Origin of the sequence: aff. Roholtiella sp. LEGE 12411 (genome assembly GCF_015206995.1) — a bacterium.
GTDB lineage: Bacteria > Cyanobacteriota > Cyanobacteriia > Cyanobacteriales > Nostocaceae > Komarekiella.
Genome location: NZ_JADEXR010000020.1, coordinates 44,971 through 62,737 on the forward strand (window position 1 = coordinate 44,971; position 17,767 = coordinate 62,737).

Annotated in this window: 17 protein-coding genes and 1 pseudogene; 8 read left to right on the plus strand and 10 right to left on the minus strand. The window is 43.2% G+C overall.

Annotated features, from left to right (window positions below; translation table 11 throughout):
• The first annotated feature begins 51 nt into the window (after window positions 1–51).
• Complete coding sequence (locus IQ246_RS07050; RefSeq protein WP_162395175.1) at window positions 52–771, plus strand: hypothetical protein; 720 nt, start codon at window positions 52–54, stop codon at window positions 769–771.
• 176 nt (window positions 772–947) lie between these two features.
• Entirely contained in the window at window positions 948–1,859 is a 912-nt protein-coding gene (locus IQ246_RS07055; RefSeq protein ID WP_194001428.1) for an alpha/beta fold hydrolase, read from the plus strand.
• Window positions 1,860–1,949: 90 nt separating this feature from the next.
• On the opposite strand, the gene tsaD is transcribed toward IQ246_RS07055, so the two are convergent.
• Window positions 1,950–2,999 carry a tRNA (adenosine(37)-N6)-threonylcarbamoyltransferase complex transferase subunit TsaD gene (gene tsaD, locus IQ246_RS07060; RefSeq protein ID WP_194001430.1) on the minus strand — a complete coding sequence of 350 codons (1,050 nt, stop codon included), beginning with the start codon at window positions 2,997–2,999 and terminating at the stop codon, window positions 1,950–1,952.
• Window positions 3,000–3,263: 264 nt separating this feature from the next.
• Between tsaD and IQ246_RS07065 the strand changes: the two genes are divergently transcribed.
• From IQ246_RS07065 to IQ246_RS30190, 4 genes and pseudogenes are all read left to right on the plus strand, one after another.
• Window positions 3,264–3,758 carry a Photosystem I reaction center subunit III gene (locus IQ246_RS07065; protein ID WP_194001432.1) on the plus strand — a complete coding sequence of 165 codons (495 nt, stop codon included), beginning with the start codon at window positions 3,264–3,266 and terminating at the stop codon, window positions 3,756–3,758.
• 39 nt (window positions 3,759–3,797) lie between these two features.
• The gene (gene psaJ / locus IQ246_RS07070) at window positions 3,798–3,947 is read left to right on the plus strand and encodes a photosystem I reaction center subunit IX (RefSeq protein WP_012410218.1); all 150 of its coding nucleotides are present in this window, start codon (window positions 3,798–3,800) and stop codon (window positions 3,945–3,947) included.
• A gap of 280 nt (window positions 3,948–4,227) precedes the next feature.
• Window positions 4,228–4,749 carry a photosystem I reaction center protein subunit XI gene (locus IQ246_RS07075; RefSeq protein WP_194001434.1) on the plus strand — a complete coding sequence of 174 codons (522 nt, stop codon included), beginning with the start codon at window positions 4,228–4,230 and terminating at the stop codon, window positions 4,747–4,749.
• A gap of 114 nt (window positions 4,750–4,863) precedes the next feature.
• Window positions 4,864–5,016, plus strand: a pseudogene (locus tag IQ246_RS30190) (type II toxin-antitoxin system RelE/ParE family toxin); the annotation flags it as partial.
• 161 nt (window positions 5,017–5,177) lie between these two features.
• Here the strand turns inward: IQ246_RS30190 and gmk are convergent.
• The 6 genes from gmk to hetZ form a co-directional block, all read right to left on the minus strand.
• On the minus strand, window positions 5,178–5,774 hold the full coding sequence (gene gmk, locus IQ246_RS07080; RefSeq protein ID WP_194001464.1) for a guanylate kinase: 597 nt from the start codon (window positions 5,772–5,774) through the stop codon (window positions 5,178–5,180).
• Window positions 5,775–5,949: 175 nt separating this feature from the next.
• The gene (remA, locus tag IQ246_RS07085) at window positions 5,950–6,216 is read right to left on the minus strand and encodes an extracellular matrix/biofilm regulator RemA (RefSeq protein ID WP_191756985.1); all 267 of its coding nucleotides are present in this window, start codon (window positions 6,214–6,216) and stop codon (window positions 5,950–5,952) included.
• A 227-nt stretch (window positions 6,217–6,443) separates the two neighbouring features.
• Window positions 6,444–6,704: an NAD-dependent epimerase/dehydratase family protein gene (locus IQ246_RS07090; RefSeq protein WP_194001436.1), complete on the minus strand. Its 261-nt coding sequence runs from the start codon at window positions 6,702–6,704 to the stop codon at window positions 6,444–6,446.
• Window positions 6,705–6,900: 196 nt separating this feature from the next.
• Complete coding sequence (locus IQ246_RS07095) at window positions 6,901–9,216, minus strand: DUF3488 and DUF4129 domain-containing transglutaminase family protein (protein WP_194001438.1); 2,316 nt, start codon at window positions 9,214–9,216, stop codon at window positions 6,901–6,903.
• 316 nt (window positions 9,217–9,532) lie between these two features.
• Window positions 9,533–10,513: a PatU gene (locus tag IQ246_RS07100; protein WP_194001441.1), complete on the minus strand. Its 981-nt coding sequence runs from the start codon at window positions 10,511–10,513 to the stop codon at window positions 9,533–9,535.
• Window positions 10,506–11,696: a heterocyst differentiation protein HetZ gene (gene hetZ, locus IQ246_RS07105; protein ID WP_194001443.1), complete on the minus strand. Its 1,191-nt coding sequence runs from the start codon at window positions 11,694–11,696 to the stop codon at window positions 10,506–10,508. The genes IQ246_RS07100 and hetZ overlap by 8 nt, the downstream gene beginning before the upstream one ends.
• 206 nt (window positions 11,697–11,902) lie before the next feature.
• Between hetZ and IQ246_RS07110 the strand changes: the two genes are divergently transcribed.
• Window positions 11,903–12,376: a hypothetical protein gene (locus IQ246_RS07110; RefSeq protein WP_194001445.1), complete on the plus strand. Its 474-nt coding sequence runs from the start codon at window positions 11,903–11,905 to the stop codon at window positions 12,374–12,376.
• A gap of 133 nt (window positions 12,377–12,509) precedes the next feature.
• On the opposite strand, the gene sds is transcribed toward IQ246_RS07110, so the two are convergent.
• Window positions 12,510–13,481 carry a solanesyl diphosphate synthase gene (sds, locus tag IQ246_RS07115; RefSeq protein ID WP_194001447.1) on the minus strand — a complete coding sequence of 324 codons (972 nt, stop codon included), beginning with the start codon at window positions 13,479–13,481 and terminating at the stop codon, window positions 12,510–12,512.
• Window positions 13,482–14,740: 1,259 nt separating this feature from the next.
• On the opposite strand from sds, the gene IQ246_RS07120 reads away from it, so the two are divergent.
• Window positions 14,741–14,935, plus strand: coding sequence for a hypothetical protein (locus IQ246_RS07120; protein WP_194001449.1), 195 nt, complete (start codon window positions 14,741–14,743; stop codon window positions 14,933–14,935).
• A gap of 59 nt (window positions 14,936–14,994) precedes the next feature.
• On the opposite strand, the gene murI is transcribed toward IQ246_RS07120, so the two are convergent.
• On the minus strand, window positions 14,995–15,858 hold the full coding sequence (gene murI, locus IQ246_RS07125) for a glutamate racemase (RefSeq protein WP_194001450.1): 864 nt from the start codon (window positions 15,856–15,858) through the stop codon (window positions 14,995–14,997).
• A 131-nt stretch (window positions 15,859–15,989) separates the two neighbouring features.
• Window positions 15,990–17,767 (minus strand): N-acetylmuramoyl-L-alanine amidase (locus IQ246_RS07130; RefSeq protein WP_194001452.1); only part of this gene is annotated, 1,778 nt, incomplete at its 5' end.

Consider the following 17,767-nt stretch of genomic DNA (forward strand, 5'->3'; position numbering starts at 1 on the left):
CCAGTCTTCAGTCCTCTAATGACGAAAGCAAGCGAGTCTTACACCTAAACAATGGCTTCTGGTTTAAAATCCTCGACACTGGAACTCCTAAAGCGCTTTAACCGAGCGTTTCCCCAGTTTTATGAGCAGTTTGTCAGCAGTGAGATTCAACTGCAAAATTTGCGACTAGCCTACCGTCTATATAAAACCAGACGCGCTGTTATAGAACTAAAACCTGAAGGTAGTAAGAGTGCTCTGCATTTTGCCTACCGTAACCAGTCTTTTCTCCTCAGCGATATTTTTGGTGTGCTGGCAGCTTATGGCTTGACTATCCACGGCTTAAGTCTATATGGTCAGATCCGACCACCGATGTTAGTTTTTATCAAGCTGCTGGTGTCTCGTGGCAGCAAAGCTCTGACCGATAAAACCGCAGAAAATGTCTGTCGCGCTATTCGCGAGGCTTTAGGAGGGCGGTTTGAGGTAGAAGAGATGCTAGCGGTTGAATTCAACCTTGACACTGGCTTAGAGCAGGTACAAACAGAGTTTTACGTCGATCCGGTCTTTCATCTTCCTGCATTAGTGATTGAAGCCGATAACCAACCAGGATTATTCTATAAAGTCATGTACGCCATCTGGCAGGAAGACCTGCTGGTAGTTAATGCCAATTTGTTGGTTTGGCGCGGACGTACACGTCTAATTCTCTACTTGTTGGGGCCGAATGAAAGCCTCATTCCTGAATATCTGGGTCATAAGATTGCTGAAGGGGTGCGACAAAGGTTACTGGGTCAATGAATATTTAAAAATCACTAAAGTTCTGAGCTGAGGATTCCTCTGTTACAAAGTTCTGCTCAGATTTCTCCAGAGGCGGAGCGTCTTTGGCTTTGCTCAAAATTCCAAATTTTTAATTTTTAATTTGCTTCTCCGATTCCGTATTTAGTCGCACCCGCTCTTAAGGGTACGATAAAAGTATGGCAAACATCGAAATATTGGGCGTTCCACACGCATACGAGCTAACGGCTCCCACGTCCTGCCCCCATGCTTTAGTGTTTATCCATGGTTGGCTCAATAGCCGTGGATACTGGCAACCTGTGATTTCCCGCCTATCAGCCGATTTGCAGTGCCTGTCTTATGATTTGCGAGGTTTTGGTGAGTCCCAATTCCATACGAAAACCGATTTTAGTCAAATACCAACTTCTATGAGCCTAAACTCTATTTGTAATAGTGTGGTTAGCTCATCTTTCGATTTTCTTTATACTCCTGCTGCCTATGCTCAGGATTTAACAGTCCTCTTGCAACAGATGAATATTACCAGTGCTTGGCTAATTGGTCACTCTTTAGGAGGCACGATCGCCCTTTGGGGAGCTGCTCAAATGCCTGAGTGTGTTAAAGGAGTTATCTGTATTAATTCAGGTGGTGGCATTTATCTTAAAGAAGCTTTTGAGCAATTTCGCTCAGTAGGTCAGAAATTTTTGCAAGTCCGCCCGCGCTGGCTGTCCCAGATGCCTTTGATTGATTTGCTATTTACCAGAGCAAGTGTGGCACGTCCCCTAGAGCGCTATTGGGCACGTCAAAGGGTGATTGATTTCGTTGTGGCTGACCCACAAGCTGCTCTGGGAACCCTGTTAGACTCAACAACTGAGGAAGAAATTAACCGCTTACCCCAACTAGTATCCCAACTTAAGCAGCCAGTTTATTTTTTGGCTGGTGCTGAAGACAAGGTTATGGAACCCAAGTATGTGCGCCATCTAGCTAGCTTTCATCCACTGTTCCAATACTGTGGTAATAATGTCATCGAAATTCCTGAGTGCGGACACTTAGCAATGTTAGAACAGCCGGATGCAGTTGCTGATCACATCAGATCGATAGTCAAGAGTCATTAATTATTGGGCATTGGGCATTGGGGATTGGGGATTGGGGATTGGGCATTGGGCATTGGGCATTGGTGGTTACAAAGGACAAATGACTGATCACTACTCAACAGGTTGATACAACTTCATCACCTGAGTAAGCCCTAACCTAGACTCAACGCCCAGTGTGAGGGGGGATGTATGACCACGGGATAGATGGTCAGTTGCGGCACAGCCAATCATGGCAGCGTTATCGGTACAAAATTTCAAAGCTGGGAATAGCACACGCAGGTTATTTTCAGCAGCTGCGGCTTGTAGGTTTTTTCTCAGACCGCTGTTAGCTGCTACACCGCCACCAACAGAAATCGTATCTAGACCGTAATCAAGAGCACAGGCGATCGCTCTTTTGGTTAGCGATCGCGCTACAGTTTCCTGAAAGCTAGCTGCTACGTCTGCCACTGGTATTTGCTCGCTATCTTTCTCTAACTGCTGCACTAAACGCAGTACCGCTGTCTTTAACCCACTAAAACTTGCATCATAACGATGATACCCGCCACCAGGTAATGAAACTTTTCCTTCTGGTAAGGTAAAAGCTTGGGGATTCCCTGCTTGTGCCAATTTGTCAATGACCGGCCCACCGGGATAACCTAGCTTTAATAATCGCGCCACTTTATCAAAGGCTTCACCCGCTGCATCATCACGGGTTTCTCCCAATGTTTGGTAATTACCACAATCTCTGACATAAATCAAGCTTGTATGTCCGCCAGAAACTAATAAACTCAAGAAAGGGGGATTTAAACTTGGCTCGCTCAAGTAAGTTGCGTAAATATGACCTTCCAAGTGATGAACGCCCAAAAAAGGTTTGTTGTGTACCATCGCCAGAGTTTTGGCAGCAGTTAACCCCACTAACAGCGCTCCTACGAGTCCAGGGGCACAGGTGGCGGCAATCCCGTCAATTTTCTCCCAGTCTAGTTGTGCTTGCTCCAAAGCTTGGGCGATCGCCTCATTTATCGTTGCTAAGTGCTCGCGAGAAGCCACTTCCGGCACTACCCCACCATACTGCTGATGGACAGGGATTTGTGAGGCTACGATACTACTGCAAACCTGACGATTGTTAACAATTGCGACGGCAGTTTCATCACAGCTGGTTTCTATTGCTAAAACGGTTGCCATTGAAAGTGCTGAGTCCTGAATAGTCGAGACGAATTCTTGCTTCTTTACTACCCTACAACAACAATTCTTATACTCAGAACCCGTTACTCAGTACTCAGTACTCAAGCAAAAATTGTTTGAGAAGCTTTAACTTTTATTTACTTAAACTTTACTCGGTTCCCACCCAAGAGTATGATGACATGCTAGTTATGCAAATAAACACTGTACAAGCCGCTTCGTTTTGTACAAAAAACTTTTTGTTTTGTAATAAAAGGAAACAACTCCATGCGACGATTGTTTGCTTTGATTTTAGCGATTGGTCTTTGGTTCAATTTTGCCCCTCCAGCAAAAGCTCTGGGGGCTGACCTTGTACCCTGTAAAGACTCTCCCGCATTTCAACAGCTAGCAGCAAATGCCCGTAATACTACCGCTGATCCTGAATCTGGGAGAAAGCGGTTTGAGCGTTATTCTCAAGCGCTGTGTGGCCCTGAAGGTTATCCCCACTTGATTGTTGACGGTCGTCTTGATCGTGCTGGAGATTTTTTAATTCCCAGTATTCTCTTCCTGTATATTGCTGGTTGGATTGGTTGGGTAGGACGTGCCTATCTGCAAGCGATCAAAAAAGGATCGGATGCTGAACAAAAAGAGATCCAGATCGATCTGGGCTTGGCACTACCGATCATGGCTACAGGCTTTGCTTGGCCAGCAGCTGCTGTCCAAGAATTGCTCTCTGGCAAATTAACAGCCAAGGATACAGAAATCCCTATTTCTCCACGTTAATTCAGCTTAACTAATTCACTTGTTTTGGAGACTAAATTCATGGCGGACAAAGGCGATCAATCATCCTATTTGATTAAATTTATTTCCACAGCGCCAGTGGCAGCTACTATATGGCTGACAATCACAGCAGGTATTTTGATTGAATTCAACCGCTTTTTTCCTGATCTACTTTTCCACCCACTGCCATAAGTGGAAAATAGGATGTAAAAAAGTTGAATGTCTAGTTTTAGTTTTGTACCTAAAATTAGGTAGTCGGGTAGCTTGTCTTATTTAGGTGAAATTATCACTCAAATAAGCAGTGAAAATAGTTTTATGAAACTCGTAATGCTGTTTACAGCTAGCGAGTTTCAGACTTTTGAAAACAGCTAAATTAATTTTTCTAAACTTCCTAGTTAAAAAACATCTTTGGCTACAATTATTATTAATATAAAAATGCCCCCATTCTAAATTTAGAGGCGAACATAAAAACATGGCGCAAGCAGTAGATGCATCAAAAAATCTCCCCAGTGATCCAAGAAATCGTGAGGTTGTTTTTCCCGCAGGACGCGATCCACAGCAGGGCAATCTAGAAACCCCGATTAATGCTTCTCCCTTGAGCAAGTGGTTCATTAATAACTTGCCCGCTTATCGCCCAGGTATTACTCCTTCCAGAAGAGGGCTGGAAGTTGGTATGGCTCATGGTTACTTGCTGTTTGGCCCCTTCGCTAAATTGGGGCCCCTGCGGGATACAGCTAATGCTAATCTAGCTGGCTTACTGGCAAGTATAGGCTTAGTTGTTCTTCTAACTGCTTGCCTATCCTTGTATGCAAGTAGTAATCCTCCTAAAGCACTTGCCAGTGTTACCGTACCCAACCCACCAGTCGATGCTTTTAACTCCAAAGAAAGCTGGAATAACTTTGCCAGTTCTTTCTTAATTGGTGGTATTGGTGGTGCAGTAGTTGCTTACTTTCTGACTAGTAATCTGGGACTAATTCAAGGTATAGTGGGTTAATTAAATTATTAGTCATTGGTCAATTGTTAGTGGTTCGTAGTGAAAAAATATCGACTAACGAAAGACAAATGACAAAGGACACAGAGGTTTTTCTTTGTGTCCTTTTTTGATTGTGTATGGCGTGTAGCATTTGCATTTGCTCCAAGACGAAATGCAATTTGATTAGTGGCTGCTGATAAATCTGGTGTAGGCCAACGTCGTTTCTACAAGCAACTTATAAAAAAGGCTGATGCCAGGTTTGAATCACACTTAGAACAATTGCAATAAGAGGAAAGGTGAGTTAACTATGGGGATAGTTAAGTAGTATAAGGAATCACCACCTTGAGTTGTTTTTAGTGTCTGTGTCTACTACTGGTAATTAACCCTCTTATATCCCGACACCAAACTGAGTACAGTTATACTGCGGGGCTGACGACGGCAAAGCCAAATTATCCAAATAAAGCCGCTTCAATATCTTTTAAAGCGGTTTCAAAATCGTCATTAACGATTTGAATATCAAATTCATCTGCGGCTTTAATTTCTTCTTGGGCGCAGCGTAGACGCCGGGCGATCGCTTCTTCAGAGTCCTGGGCGCGATTACGTATACGTTTCTCCAATTCATCAAAAGAAGGTGGCAAAATAAAAATACTGATGGCACTAGGGAAAGAAGCACGAATTTGTCTTGCCCCTTCTAACTCAATTTCCAGCACTACCAATTTGCCAGAGCTAATTTGCTTAAGCACAGCTTCGCGAGGAGTGCCGTAATAGTTACCAGCAAATTCCGCCCATTCTAAGAATTCGCCTTGAGCAATCAATGGCTCAAACTTGCTGCGGCTAATAAAGTAATAATTTTTGCCGTCGATTTCTCCTGGACGGGGAGAACGAGTCGTCACAGATACAGAATAATATAGCTCTGGATGACGCTGTAGGAGCGATCGCATTAAAGTGCCTTTTCCGACACCACTAGGGCCAGTCAAAACAATTAGCCTGCCACTTGGCGGGTATTCTTTGTTAGCACCACTCTGGATAGGTAAAACTTGCATCATCCGTTCAATCTGTGAATTAATCAATAAACATTATTCATTAGCCACTAGTCTTGTGTTCGTTACTAAGACCACTGTTGACTAGGGAATTTGTAGCACGGGTGACAGAAAACTTGTCTAATTCACATGGTACTGCTGATACGGTGCAAATAGAGTGAGGCTGTTAAACCATTCTTAATTAATTATCTACAGCCTGATGATCGCGGGAAATCACGAACCGATTCGCTACCGTTTCCGGTTGAATCGCTGACAGAATTACGTGGCTGGAATCGGTGATAATTACAGCCCTAGTCCGGCGTCCGTAAGTTGCATCAATTAGTTGGCCTCTGTCCCGTGCATCGGTAATGATCCGCTTAATCGGGGCAGACTCGGGACTAACGATAGCAACTACTCGCCTGGCAGATACGATGTTGCCAAAACCAATGTTGATTAGCTGAATATCCATATAAAAAATTGACACCAAACGCGGTGTGAGAAGCTTATAAGAAACTTATTCCCATGTTATCCCCAAAAATGGGAGTTAAAACGCTTAAATTCACGCCAGCCTTTGGTTTTAAATAATGTCTGCTTTTTTTTAGTGGTTTATCAGCTAAATTAACTTAAAATATACCCAAAGATATAGGCGATATTAGACTGATACAAGCTATTCGGCTGATGTAGATTTATTTTTAATCACAATCTGGTATGGAATTTGATGGAGAGCAAAATCGAAGCGCATTGCATTAAGATACCAATTTGGTTGTGCTGTACCCTATGCAAAACCTCAACGCCACTTTTGTTAATGTCAAAGCCAATCACTTCACATCCGTCGGCACTCAAGACTTTTTCAACAACCGAACCGATCATTCCTTCGTTGCCCGTAACCAATATTTTTATAAGTAACAATTTATACGAATAATTGCAAATTGTTGGTTTAGCTAAAACTTTTGCCAAATATGAATTAGTCTAGGACTTACGCATTGACAGAAAATACCAAACATGGGATATGAATTTCAGCCATTAGAGATTGGTTTTTCGACGCTTTTGAAGCGATCGCCAACCATCAAAGGGTAGTTATAAAAAGCCTGAAACAACCAAATTTAGTTAATACACATGATGGTCTATTTGTACAGTGCGTAAGTCCTATATTCTATGTTTTTAACAAGTTTTCTTGATTGAAAGTGTTTTTCAAATTTTCCCATCTTTGTCGCAGTCGCTTCAAGTCAGGAGCATGACCGCCATAGCGCCAGCCAACATAGGCTTGACAAATTTCATCTATTACCTGAGCGATCGCCGGAGCATGATGCTGGTGTGATATTTGGGCATATTCCAATGGTGTTTGTGCTGGATGTTTACCCAAACCTTTTTGGGCTGTCCATTGGAGCATCTGTTGATAAAGTTTTTCCATTGCTGGCAATTGATTCAACCATTGGCGGTTGCGCCATTCTCGCCACTGACCCCAACCCAGCCAACCTAAGAAAGCCGTTGTCGTCGCTAAGATGAAGCCAGTTAATACACCGAACCAACCTTGAGAAAATAAAGCTAAAAACCAAGCGATCGCCCTAGTTACCCAGCTAAATACTGTCCCAAACATATTATTCAGTAGACTTGTTACTGGAGAAGGTAGCCACCCTGCAATCCAGTGCCATAACTGGCGTAGCACGCTAAAAGTCTGAGTATCCTCAATTGACGGGGGAATCAGGGGATGAGTGGGAATTGGGTCAAAAGCAAACCAGCCATATTTGGGGAAATACACTTCGGTCATCGCGTAAGCGTCTGTATTACGAACAACATACATTCCCGTAAATGGATTAAATTCTCCTGCACTAAACCCCGCCACCAACCGTGCTGGGATGCCAATAGAACGTAGCATCACTGTAAGCACTGTCGAGAAGTGGTCGGGATAGCCTCCTTTGTGCTTGAACAAAAAAGCTTCTACTAAATCTTCTTTTTCACCCAAATAAGGCAGTTCTAAGGGATTTTGGGGTAGAGAGTAGTTTTGCTTCAAGTATTGAGCTAAATAGAGAGCCTTTTCATAGGGTGAATCGAGTGTTTTAAATGACTTAGCTACCCGCTCCCGATTGTAGTTAGCGAAGATTTCTTCCGTGCGTTGCCGGACTTTTTCAGCAATTTCAGGAGGAATTTGTAGATAATAGTTTTTAATTTGCTGCGGGTATTTGGTTTGAGCTTGTCCTAATAAAGTGCGATCGCGGTATGGTACTTCGGAAATTACTGTATAGGTCAGGTCTTCTGATAATTCCACAGGCGATCGCAACCCGTCTTCTTGATCAACAGCAATTATTGGTGTGGGGAAATAAATTTCTTTAGGATAAGCCATCGCTGGAATCAGGTTGGGCAAATCTGACACCACTGTATAAGTTTGTACCACCTCTTTGGTTTTACCAGTGATCCAGGGTGGGGAAAGAAAAATTTGGTAAGACCAAGGCGATCGCTTAATGGTCGTAACGTCTTCATTACGAGAAACTTCCCATCCCTTACCTGTATAACGGTCAAATCCCAGGACTCGCCAAAAACCCTCGGCTTGCGATCGCACCCGCATTACAACTTTAGGTGTCATCTCGCCCCGAAGATTTTGGTTAATCTGGCTATTAAAACCGTAATAAAAGCCCTTATCTACTTTTCCTGGTTGGCCGGTTTGGCTTTGCCTCGTACCACTACTACCCCCCTTATTACCATTACCTTGGCGGACATAACCGGGATTGATAATGCTACGTCCTGTAAAATCTCCTTTTACTCCGATAGGAGAACTTACAGGAAACATCCGTAATTGGTAGCCAGGAAAACGAGGCAAAATAGCAAAAATTGCCAGCCCCAGGCTGACAATTATCAAAAAATTAAGAATTAAAAGTTTTATATTTAAACTTGAGAATTTTCCCTTTTGGAATATTTCTTTTTTTATTTTTAATTGCTGTAAACCTAAGCGTGAGCGGTAATCTAGTACTAAAGTTGGCAGAGCGATCGCTAAAAATAACAACAGCATCGGTGCAAAGGCTAAGGTCTGACTCAAAGTCCCAGCCACACCTATTAAAATCAGTCCTATGACAATTGAATAACCTAAGTTTTTGCGGCGAGGTGTATCAAAGCTATGCAGTACTTGGAGTTGTATTAATAATTCTGCCAAACCCAACCGCGTATCATTCAATTCTCCCACTAACCGCCCAAAGAAGGCGCCCAGTGCTGCTAACATCCCTACAGCGATGCAGAACTTAACTGGAATATTGCCATAACCACGACGGTAGTAACTCCAAATCGCACCTACTATACTTAAAGGTAATGCCCAAGGGCTGAATGCAGTCTCAGCGGCAATATCCGTCGCTACAATTCCCAAAATAACCAACGCTAGCACTAGCACCCGCAAAGAAATTGAATCTTCCACTTCTGTTAAAGGCGACCCCTGCGTATGCCGCCAGTAATTACCTACAGGGAGACGCCAAAACCGATTCATCCTGGATAAGTTAAACATTTCGAGTCTCAGCAAAGCGATGATGTAGATGCTACGCGGACATAATACTTGAGACGGAACTGGACTCCTACCTGAAGCTACTACCCTTGAGAAAGCTTTCTTACCCTTTGTTTAGAAACTCTTCAGGTATTTATGGGGCCCTACACGTCTTATGTTAAATGTCCTTCTCAGAGCCGCTTTTCCTAAACCCCTAATGACCGTATGTTGAAAAATAGGATAAGCTTCAAAACCAGGAAAATCATCTTTATATATTGGATTGGCGTTGAATAACGTAGAGTGCTAGCGGTGGCAATTTAAGCTAAATGGTGGAACTAATCACAAACAACAGTGGCTGTTGGTCTATTTCTGGAAACTCAACTTCCAGGGTATAAGTCTGGCTCATCTGCCTACAGTATAATTCTACACTTAGGCTTTCGGGACTTGAAGACTGTGACGTTGCTAGAGTGCCATTTCCCTGAAGCGTTATAATTCCTTTCGCCGGTAAATCAGCCTGAACAAGCAACTTTGTCGAGTTGTTCAAGGACTGGCATTCTACCCTGATGCTAAGAGTACCAGCGCTAGTTAGCCATTGCCTTTCTACCACTGGATTAGTTGGTGAAAGTGGTAGAGTCAGATTTTCCAGTAGTTGTTTAGCAGCCAGCAACGACAGCGCCATTTGTTGACGTGGTAGTAAATCTGAGTAATCGCTTTGAATATTGGGCATCATCTCCAGGGTATCCACAGAGCGATAAGTGCTTCTTAGCACCAACCCAGCTATGTCGTTAAGTGTCTGGGACTCGTTGGGGAAAAAGCTCTCTACCACCTGAACTAATTTTGCCCCTAACGGTACTGAAGACGTGACCAAAGCTTGACACTGCTCTAGCAATTGCCGGAAAACTCTTTCTGGCAAGGGAATGGGCAGATTCAGCTTCGATTGCTGTGCCATCCACCCCCAGGTAGGCACTAGTGCGATCAATGGTTCGTCAACAAAATCAGGATAGTCTGTTAATTGTGTTTCCCAAGGAAACAACGGTGGGTGGTCTTGGATTTGGATTTGTAACCGACGCTTAAGGACGGCTTGGAAACGTTCTTGCACAGTAGGAATTTCTCCCAGTTGAAAGGTTTGGGGTGTCCCTCTCAATTTTTGCTGGTCACTTTTTGGAGTAACAGCTTCGTTGAAAGGGTTTTCCACCCCGTCAATTTCCTTACACTCTACCAAAGGCTGCTCGTAGTTTTTGACATTATATGTCATTAACCAATCGATAAACTGGTGTTGTAAGGATTCTGAGTCACTATTCATGAGTAGATGCACCTGATCCGGACACTAACGAGTTACGAATTTCCCAGGCTTGTTCAAGAATCTTAAACCACCGTTTTTGAAGTTGTGCCATTGACAGTCCCAAAGTTTTTGCGATTTTTTCATCGGGTTGTCCTTGTTGCTTAAACTCTAGTAAAGAACGCTGTTTATCGTCCAACTGTGATGTGTATAGTTGCCATTGCTGGGGAGTTAAGCCCAAATTGGTGTGCAGAGAAGCTTCCAACCACTCGTGAACTAGTTCCCAGCGATGCAACAAGGCAAACCGAATTAAATGATACTTGAAGCGCTGCTGTAAATAATCTCTCTGACGAGAGGTTAAACCTAAAACCGACTCAATTTCTTGTGCTGATAAATCCTGGAGGCGGAGGGAAAAGTAATCAGCACAGTCAGATTGTTCCCGTTGTTCGAGATAATCCATTAATTCCGTAATTACTACGGAGCGTAACGTATCTTCTTCTGGTTCAGGTTCGGATTGTGTCGCCATCGTTGAGCGCAGTTGTTGAACTGCTGGCTCTTCCCAAGAACCATCGGCTTCGTTGCTGCTACCTTCTGCTGCTTGTTCAATGTCTACGCTGGTTTCCGGGGGTTGCTGTTGGGAGAAAGTTTGCGCCCGCAAAATAATTAGCTGCTGCTGACGACCTGGTAAGGGAATGCGTCGTTTGCCATAGCGCTCGGTAAATGCCATGTACTCTGCCAACTCTAGCAGTGTTTGGGGACGATAAGTGGCGCTGAGTTGGTTTTCCCTGCGGAAAGCGTTTAAAGCCTCGAGATAAAAACTCTGTAGAAAATCTTCAATTATGGTCAGCCGACCTTGATAGCTCAATTGCCTCTGAGGCGGATTAATGTAACGATAGATAATCGCACTCAAAGTACTATGTAATTCTACCCTTCCCCGATTTGAACCCAACAGATAGTACCTGAGACACTGTTGCAGTCTATGTCGAGCAAGGGTCATTGCCGAATTTTCCACAGCACCGGAAGCTTGGATACGTTTGCTTTCACTGCAAATCCGGTAGACTTCGGCGTTAATTCGTGTCGCCACATCGTGGCAATTCTGTTCCGAAGCCTTGGTTGACTGCTGAAGCTCCTTGAATAGGAGTTGAAATATCACCTCCACGCCGATAGAATTTTCTCCCAGAATAGTTGCTGTTGCGGCTGAATTCATAGTCTCGGTTTTTTAAAGGCCCTAACATACTTAAATACAACCTGTGCGACCGTGGGTATTGGCTTTGTGTGTTTTGCGTATAAGCTAAACGCAGACCAATCCTGCGTTGAGGATTTGGCTTGATTTATTGTTCCCAACTCTGTTTAGATTATTCACACTTTAGATAAATGTTATAGCCATTACCCAGGAGCCGTTTACAAGTCATTATGGATTTAGAAGCACAAATTCAATTGCTGATTGACAATGCACCCCATGATGGTGTTACACCACAACTTATCGCAGCAATCGCCCCTGCGCTCAGCGCGATCGCTCAAAAGTTACGCTATCCCCAGTACTATATTCTTCAAAGCTTGAAGGAAGATTGGGTTCTAACTACATTGAGTAACCGTGCAAATCCAAAATTGGAAAAGCGCGTGATTTATGCTTTTCCTACCTTACAGGATGTCTCACTAATCTCCTCTGCTGGGCTTGACCCTCAACTAATAGCTACAGCCATTCCTGTTGTTAATATTTTGTTCCAGTTAATGGCATTAGAACCCGTAGACAGCATAGTTTTTTTTGAAACTCCTGGTACTACTACCAATGCGATTGAAGTACCACGAACTGACCTGCAAAATCTTGTTCAACAAAAGCTGCAACAAAATAAATCACAGAAAAGCATACCCCCTGATATCGCTTAAGTTGATAACTAGGGACTGGGAAGTTGGATACTGGGAAAACTGCTTCCTAATCTTTAATTCCCCTTCGGGTTCGCAGTCATCTGCGGAGTAAACCCTCCTACAGCGCTGTCTAAGCAGTGCCCAGCCCTAGTTCCTAATAGAGCCGACTAAGATTATATTCGGCTATGTTAACCAATGCCTGGTGAGATTCTGAGGGTGGGAGAGCCACAAGATGCTCAGTTGCTAACTTAGCATGGTGAGCAGCTAATTCTTGCGATCGCTGTATACCTTGACTATCTTGAATCAGTTCCAGCGCCTGCTCTAAATCACCTTCTTGGGCAAACTGTCGCTCAATTAGCGCTTCTAAGTGGGGTTTTTCCTCTAAAGCAAATAAAACTGGTGCAGTCAAATGACCACTTTTGAGATCCGATCCCACTGGTTTACCCAATGCATCCGTTGTACTAGTGAAATCTAAAATATCATCCACAAGCTGAAAAGCTAGACCAAGATGACGCCCGTAGTTATACAAATGATCAGCTGTTTCTGGAGAAACTTCACCCAGTAACCCAGCTGCTTTAGAACTGTTGGCAATTAACGAGGCAGTTTTGTAATAGCTCTTTTCGAGGTAAGACTCAATTGAGATCTCAGTATTAAAGCGACTCAGTCCCTGCTGGATTTCCCCAGATGCCATATCCATAATCACTTCCGAAAGTAGTTTCACCACCTCCAGATTTTCCAAATTAGCTAAGTACCAAGATGATTGAGCAAAGAGAAAATCTCCGGCTAGTATGGCAATGCGGTTCCCAACCAAACTATGAATAGTAGGAACACCACGTCGCATATTTGACTCGTCCACTACATCGTCGTGTACCAAGCTAGCTGTGTGAATCATTTCCGTAATTTCTGCTAGGCGTCGGTGACGCGGTGTAATGTCTTGTTCTAACATGATCGCCCGCGATACCAGCAAGACAATTGCTGGTCTGATGCGTTTCCCCCCAGCCCCGAATAAATGTTCGGCTGCTGCACAGAGGATGGGGTGACGATTTCCAACTAGCTGTTTTAGGTTATCTGCTAGTATTCGCAAGTCTGCTTCCACAGGGGTAAACAGGGAGGTGGCTGGGGTCATGAATGGGCGGACTCTGGCTTAGGTTACGAAAGTTTACATATCCTACACTCATTTTAAGATAACCCTGTGCCAGCGCAAAGTTTTCATCAAGAATCCTACACTTATTACCCTTCAAGACTCTTGAGAACTGTATGTCAGAGTGCCTGTTGCTCGCAACAAGAACTTTCTTGTGCATTTTTCCTGTTTATGATTTGCTATCTCACACTGATTAGCCTTTAAATAAATGCATGTAAGCATTACCTCTAAAGTAGTAATGTGAATTTTTGATAATTTTCACAAGCTAATATTTTTATAGTTATGTCAATAAGTAATTATGCTCTATTTTCTTTCAGATAAGTCTCTTAGGTATTGAACTAATCTCAAATACCAATTTTCCATATACTGATACGTGGTTTGCTTAAAATTATGTTACGTATTTTTACATGTATGTACATTTTCTGACACGGACGTGATTTAAGTAGAGCAATATTACTTATTGACAAAGTCCGTTTTTGCTTAAAATTATTATAAATTTGATAAGATTTAGTTTATCCAAGCTTGAAGTCCAGTCATCTAAAAAATTTGAAATTTAGCAAACAAGTAGACTCAAAAGTCAGAGTCGTTGTGTTACGCTAAAATCTAGGGATTTTAAATTTATTCAGATATTCACTCCCTAAAAGTAAATCACCTACAGATGATTTTACTAAGTGGTGTTGTGAGTTTAAAATAACTCGTCGTTGGTTAAATCAAAGAAATTATTTCTCTGATTAAATCTAATGCACATGAAACTCCTAGGTAGGAGCTACACAACAATGTCTTTATAGAAAACCCTTCGAGTATGTTCTGTTTGGCATACTTAACGTGGCTTGTTTCTCCGTATGGGTACAAGAGCACCTTTGGTTAACCTAGTCGCCTACAGAAGAGCCAGCATGATTTTGGGGTTTATCTCATGTGTGGCTGGCGTTATAAACGTCTTCAGCGCATTTTGAGTGCAAGCGTTGTTCTTACCATAGTAGTGCTTACGAAAATAATGCAGACCAGCTAGACTGCTGAGGAGTGTAGTTATAAATCGTCAGTTGGCAATTTATAACTGCTTTAGGATATATGGTCTGCGAAAAACTAAATTCAACTGTAAATTCATTGACCGAAGAAAACTAGATTTCTACGGAAAATTTTGACATAGCAAATTACAGCTATCAAGAATGGACTTGGTTGGCTAGAGCTTTGCTGATTTTATTTATTATTTTTCATATTCATTTGACAAAAGTGCTGGGAGAACAATGATTTATGGAAGTATGTCTATGATGATTTTTATTTTAGCAGCTGGATATTTGTTTACAGTTTACCTATTATTAGCACTGGCAAAGCGAACGGTTAAAAAAACCATTCCTGCAAGTGTGCCTTCATTTACCATAGGTAAGCATGAGAGACCAGTAAGGACAACAACGGTGACTGAAGCAGTCAATAGTCAATAGTCCAGAGTCTAAATTTTGCTCTTAACTTTGACTAATGCCAATTATCCAACATGATCTTCTTAGATTTGGAAAACTGCGGGATCTGTGAAGCAAACCTCTTCAACCATTGGCGTATACCCTAGCCATTTTACTCCTGATTGGGCAAATTGTTGCGGACAACCGCTGACAGCGAAGCGAGTTGGTAATGGTAGGTGGGTATTCTTTAAGCCTAATAAGTCTAACTCTTGGGTACAAGCTGCCACAACATGGACAGCTGGGTCAACCAGCGTTATATGAGATGGGAGGAGCGATCGCAGTACTGGTGCAAGATGGGGATAATGGGTACAACCGTGGACTAAAGTGTCAATTTCCTGTTGCAGTAAAGGCTCTAGATAGCCTCGCGCTACTTCAGTAGTGTAGGGGTCGTGAATGCGGTTTTGCTCAATCAGTGGCACAAATTCTGGACAGCCAACTTGCCAGACTTGGACATTAGGATCAATTTCGAGAATAGCTTGCCGATAGGCATTACTCTTGGCAGTAGCTGGAGTCGCAATTACACCAATACGCTTTCCTTGTTGCACCGCTGCCCTTGCCCCAGGTAAAATCACTCCCAAAATGGGTATGCTAAATTCCTGACGCACAGTTTCTAGCGCGAGGGCAGAACTAGTGTTACAAGCCATAATCACCATTTTTACCCGTTGCTGTTGCAGCCAGGTGAGGATTTCACGCGCAAACTGTAAAATTTCTGCTTGTGAACGAATACCATAAGGAAGTCGAGCCGTATCACCAAAGTAAACAATTGATTCATTGGGGAGTTGCCTATATACTTGCCGCAGTACTGTAAGACCGCCCACACCACTATCAAAGATGCCAATTGGGGCACGTTGGGGTTCTTGCTCAGAAAAATCGTAAAGATTCCCTTCAAGGATGGAAGATGAATACACAGGCAGATGTTGATTTAGGTTTTTGGATTTAAAATATAGAACTTAGCAGAAAATTTACCACTTAACCACTAAATACTACACACAAAAGAAGTCTAGATACTACCTCTTGAATTAGCTAGTTATACTACATTTTACCTTTGTTGTAAGTATTTCAGGACGCCACGAGCGATCGCCTCTGCCATGCGATTTTGATACTCTGCTGTTCCTAATCTGGGATTATCCTCCCGACCGGACATATAACCTGTTTCCACTAAAATTGAGGGCATAGAGCTTTTCCTGAGAACGTAGAATCGGGCTTTACGCGTTCCCCTATCTTTGATGGTATCGATATTCTGGAGAATAGATTTGCGAACTACTTCAGCCAAAGCATAACCACTGTCGTAATAATAAACTTCTAATCCATTCACATCTGGACGACCATCAACCGAATTAGCATGAACGCTGACAAATACAGTCGCGTTAACTCGCTCGGCGATGTCTACCCGTCCCTGAAGTTCTACAAAGAAGTCAGCATCCCGTGTTAATACTGCTTGCACACCATTTTGCTCTAAGATTGCTGCTATTCTTCTGCCTATTGGCAGGACTACATCCTTTTCTAGCAGTCCGCTTAGATCAGGAGCTCCAGAGTCCTTACCGCCATGTCCGGGGTCAATAACTACTAACAATTTCCCTCTGGGAACTGAGGGACGCGGCTGCTGTGATCTTGGCTGAGGATTATCTGTAGGTTCTGGGAATGGTTCCTGGTTTAATGATGGCAGGGGTGGTAAAGCAAGGGTCGGTGTGACCCCCCGAGAGCTTTGTAATTGTAGAGCCAAAAGCTGGTCACTAACCTGGTTAAGTTCACCAATTTGCACTCCAGCAGCAGGTTGGACTAAAACAATCACAGTATCAGGTTGTTGTGATTGTAAGCGTACGCGCAGGATAGGGCTATTAGCATTAAAAGCAGGGCCTGTGACTTTGGAAGCTAACTTAGCATTAGGAATAGTAATGCGGAACAAACCAGAGCTTCTATCCCACCCTCCTCTAGCAGATAAAGTTTGGTCGCCTCTAATTAGTAGTTGTGTACCATTACCAGCGAGTTCCACAGACTGAATCGTAGCAGGTGAACTGGTAGTAGTTGGTAGGGAGCGTGGACTATTACCTCCAGGCAATTGAGAAACACTACGACTAGGTATAATCACGAAACCACCAATACTGCTCTTAGTTGCCCGCCAGTCAGGACTATTTTTGTCCACCTGCAACGTCATGCGAACAACAGGTGGTCTTGTTTGCTGTTGAGTGAATTGGATGCTACTGACACCATAGCGATTAATCGACACATCTTCCTGCCCTAAACTTGGTGATAAAGATGCGCCAGCAATATCTATGTTAATTACTCTTTGATCATCGCTGCGATTTACCCGAATCTGAGGATTACCACCACTGGTGCGGATAAAAAAACCATCGCCTGTGATTCGCAAGTTCTCAACTTGAGTCACGCCTGCTACTGCAGTGTTGACTGTTCCCTTGTTGGGTGCGTTCAGAACAGGATCTGTCACGACATTATAAATATTTCTTGGAGAGAACAAGGGCGTAGATATCTTTGGGGGAGGTACTGTAGCTGGCACTTCTGTTTGCTGACCTCCAATATCCATTGATGAGACTACCTCTTCAACTTTGGGCGTGGGTAATTGCACCGTCCACCGACTACCAGTATTTCCGATAAATTGCACTCGTTTGGGGTCTAGAGTATAACCGGGAGTGAGTTCGACAACTATACGCGTTGTTTGTTGGTCAAATTGCCCAACACGGATAGAGCGAATTGCACCCCCGACTTGTTGGGTTAGCTGCTCCCGCCCAAATGTGGTTTCTGGCAAATCAATTACCAGACGAGTCGGGTTGAATACTAATTGCGCTTTGGGTTGAACAG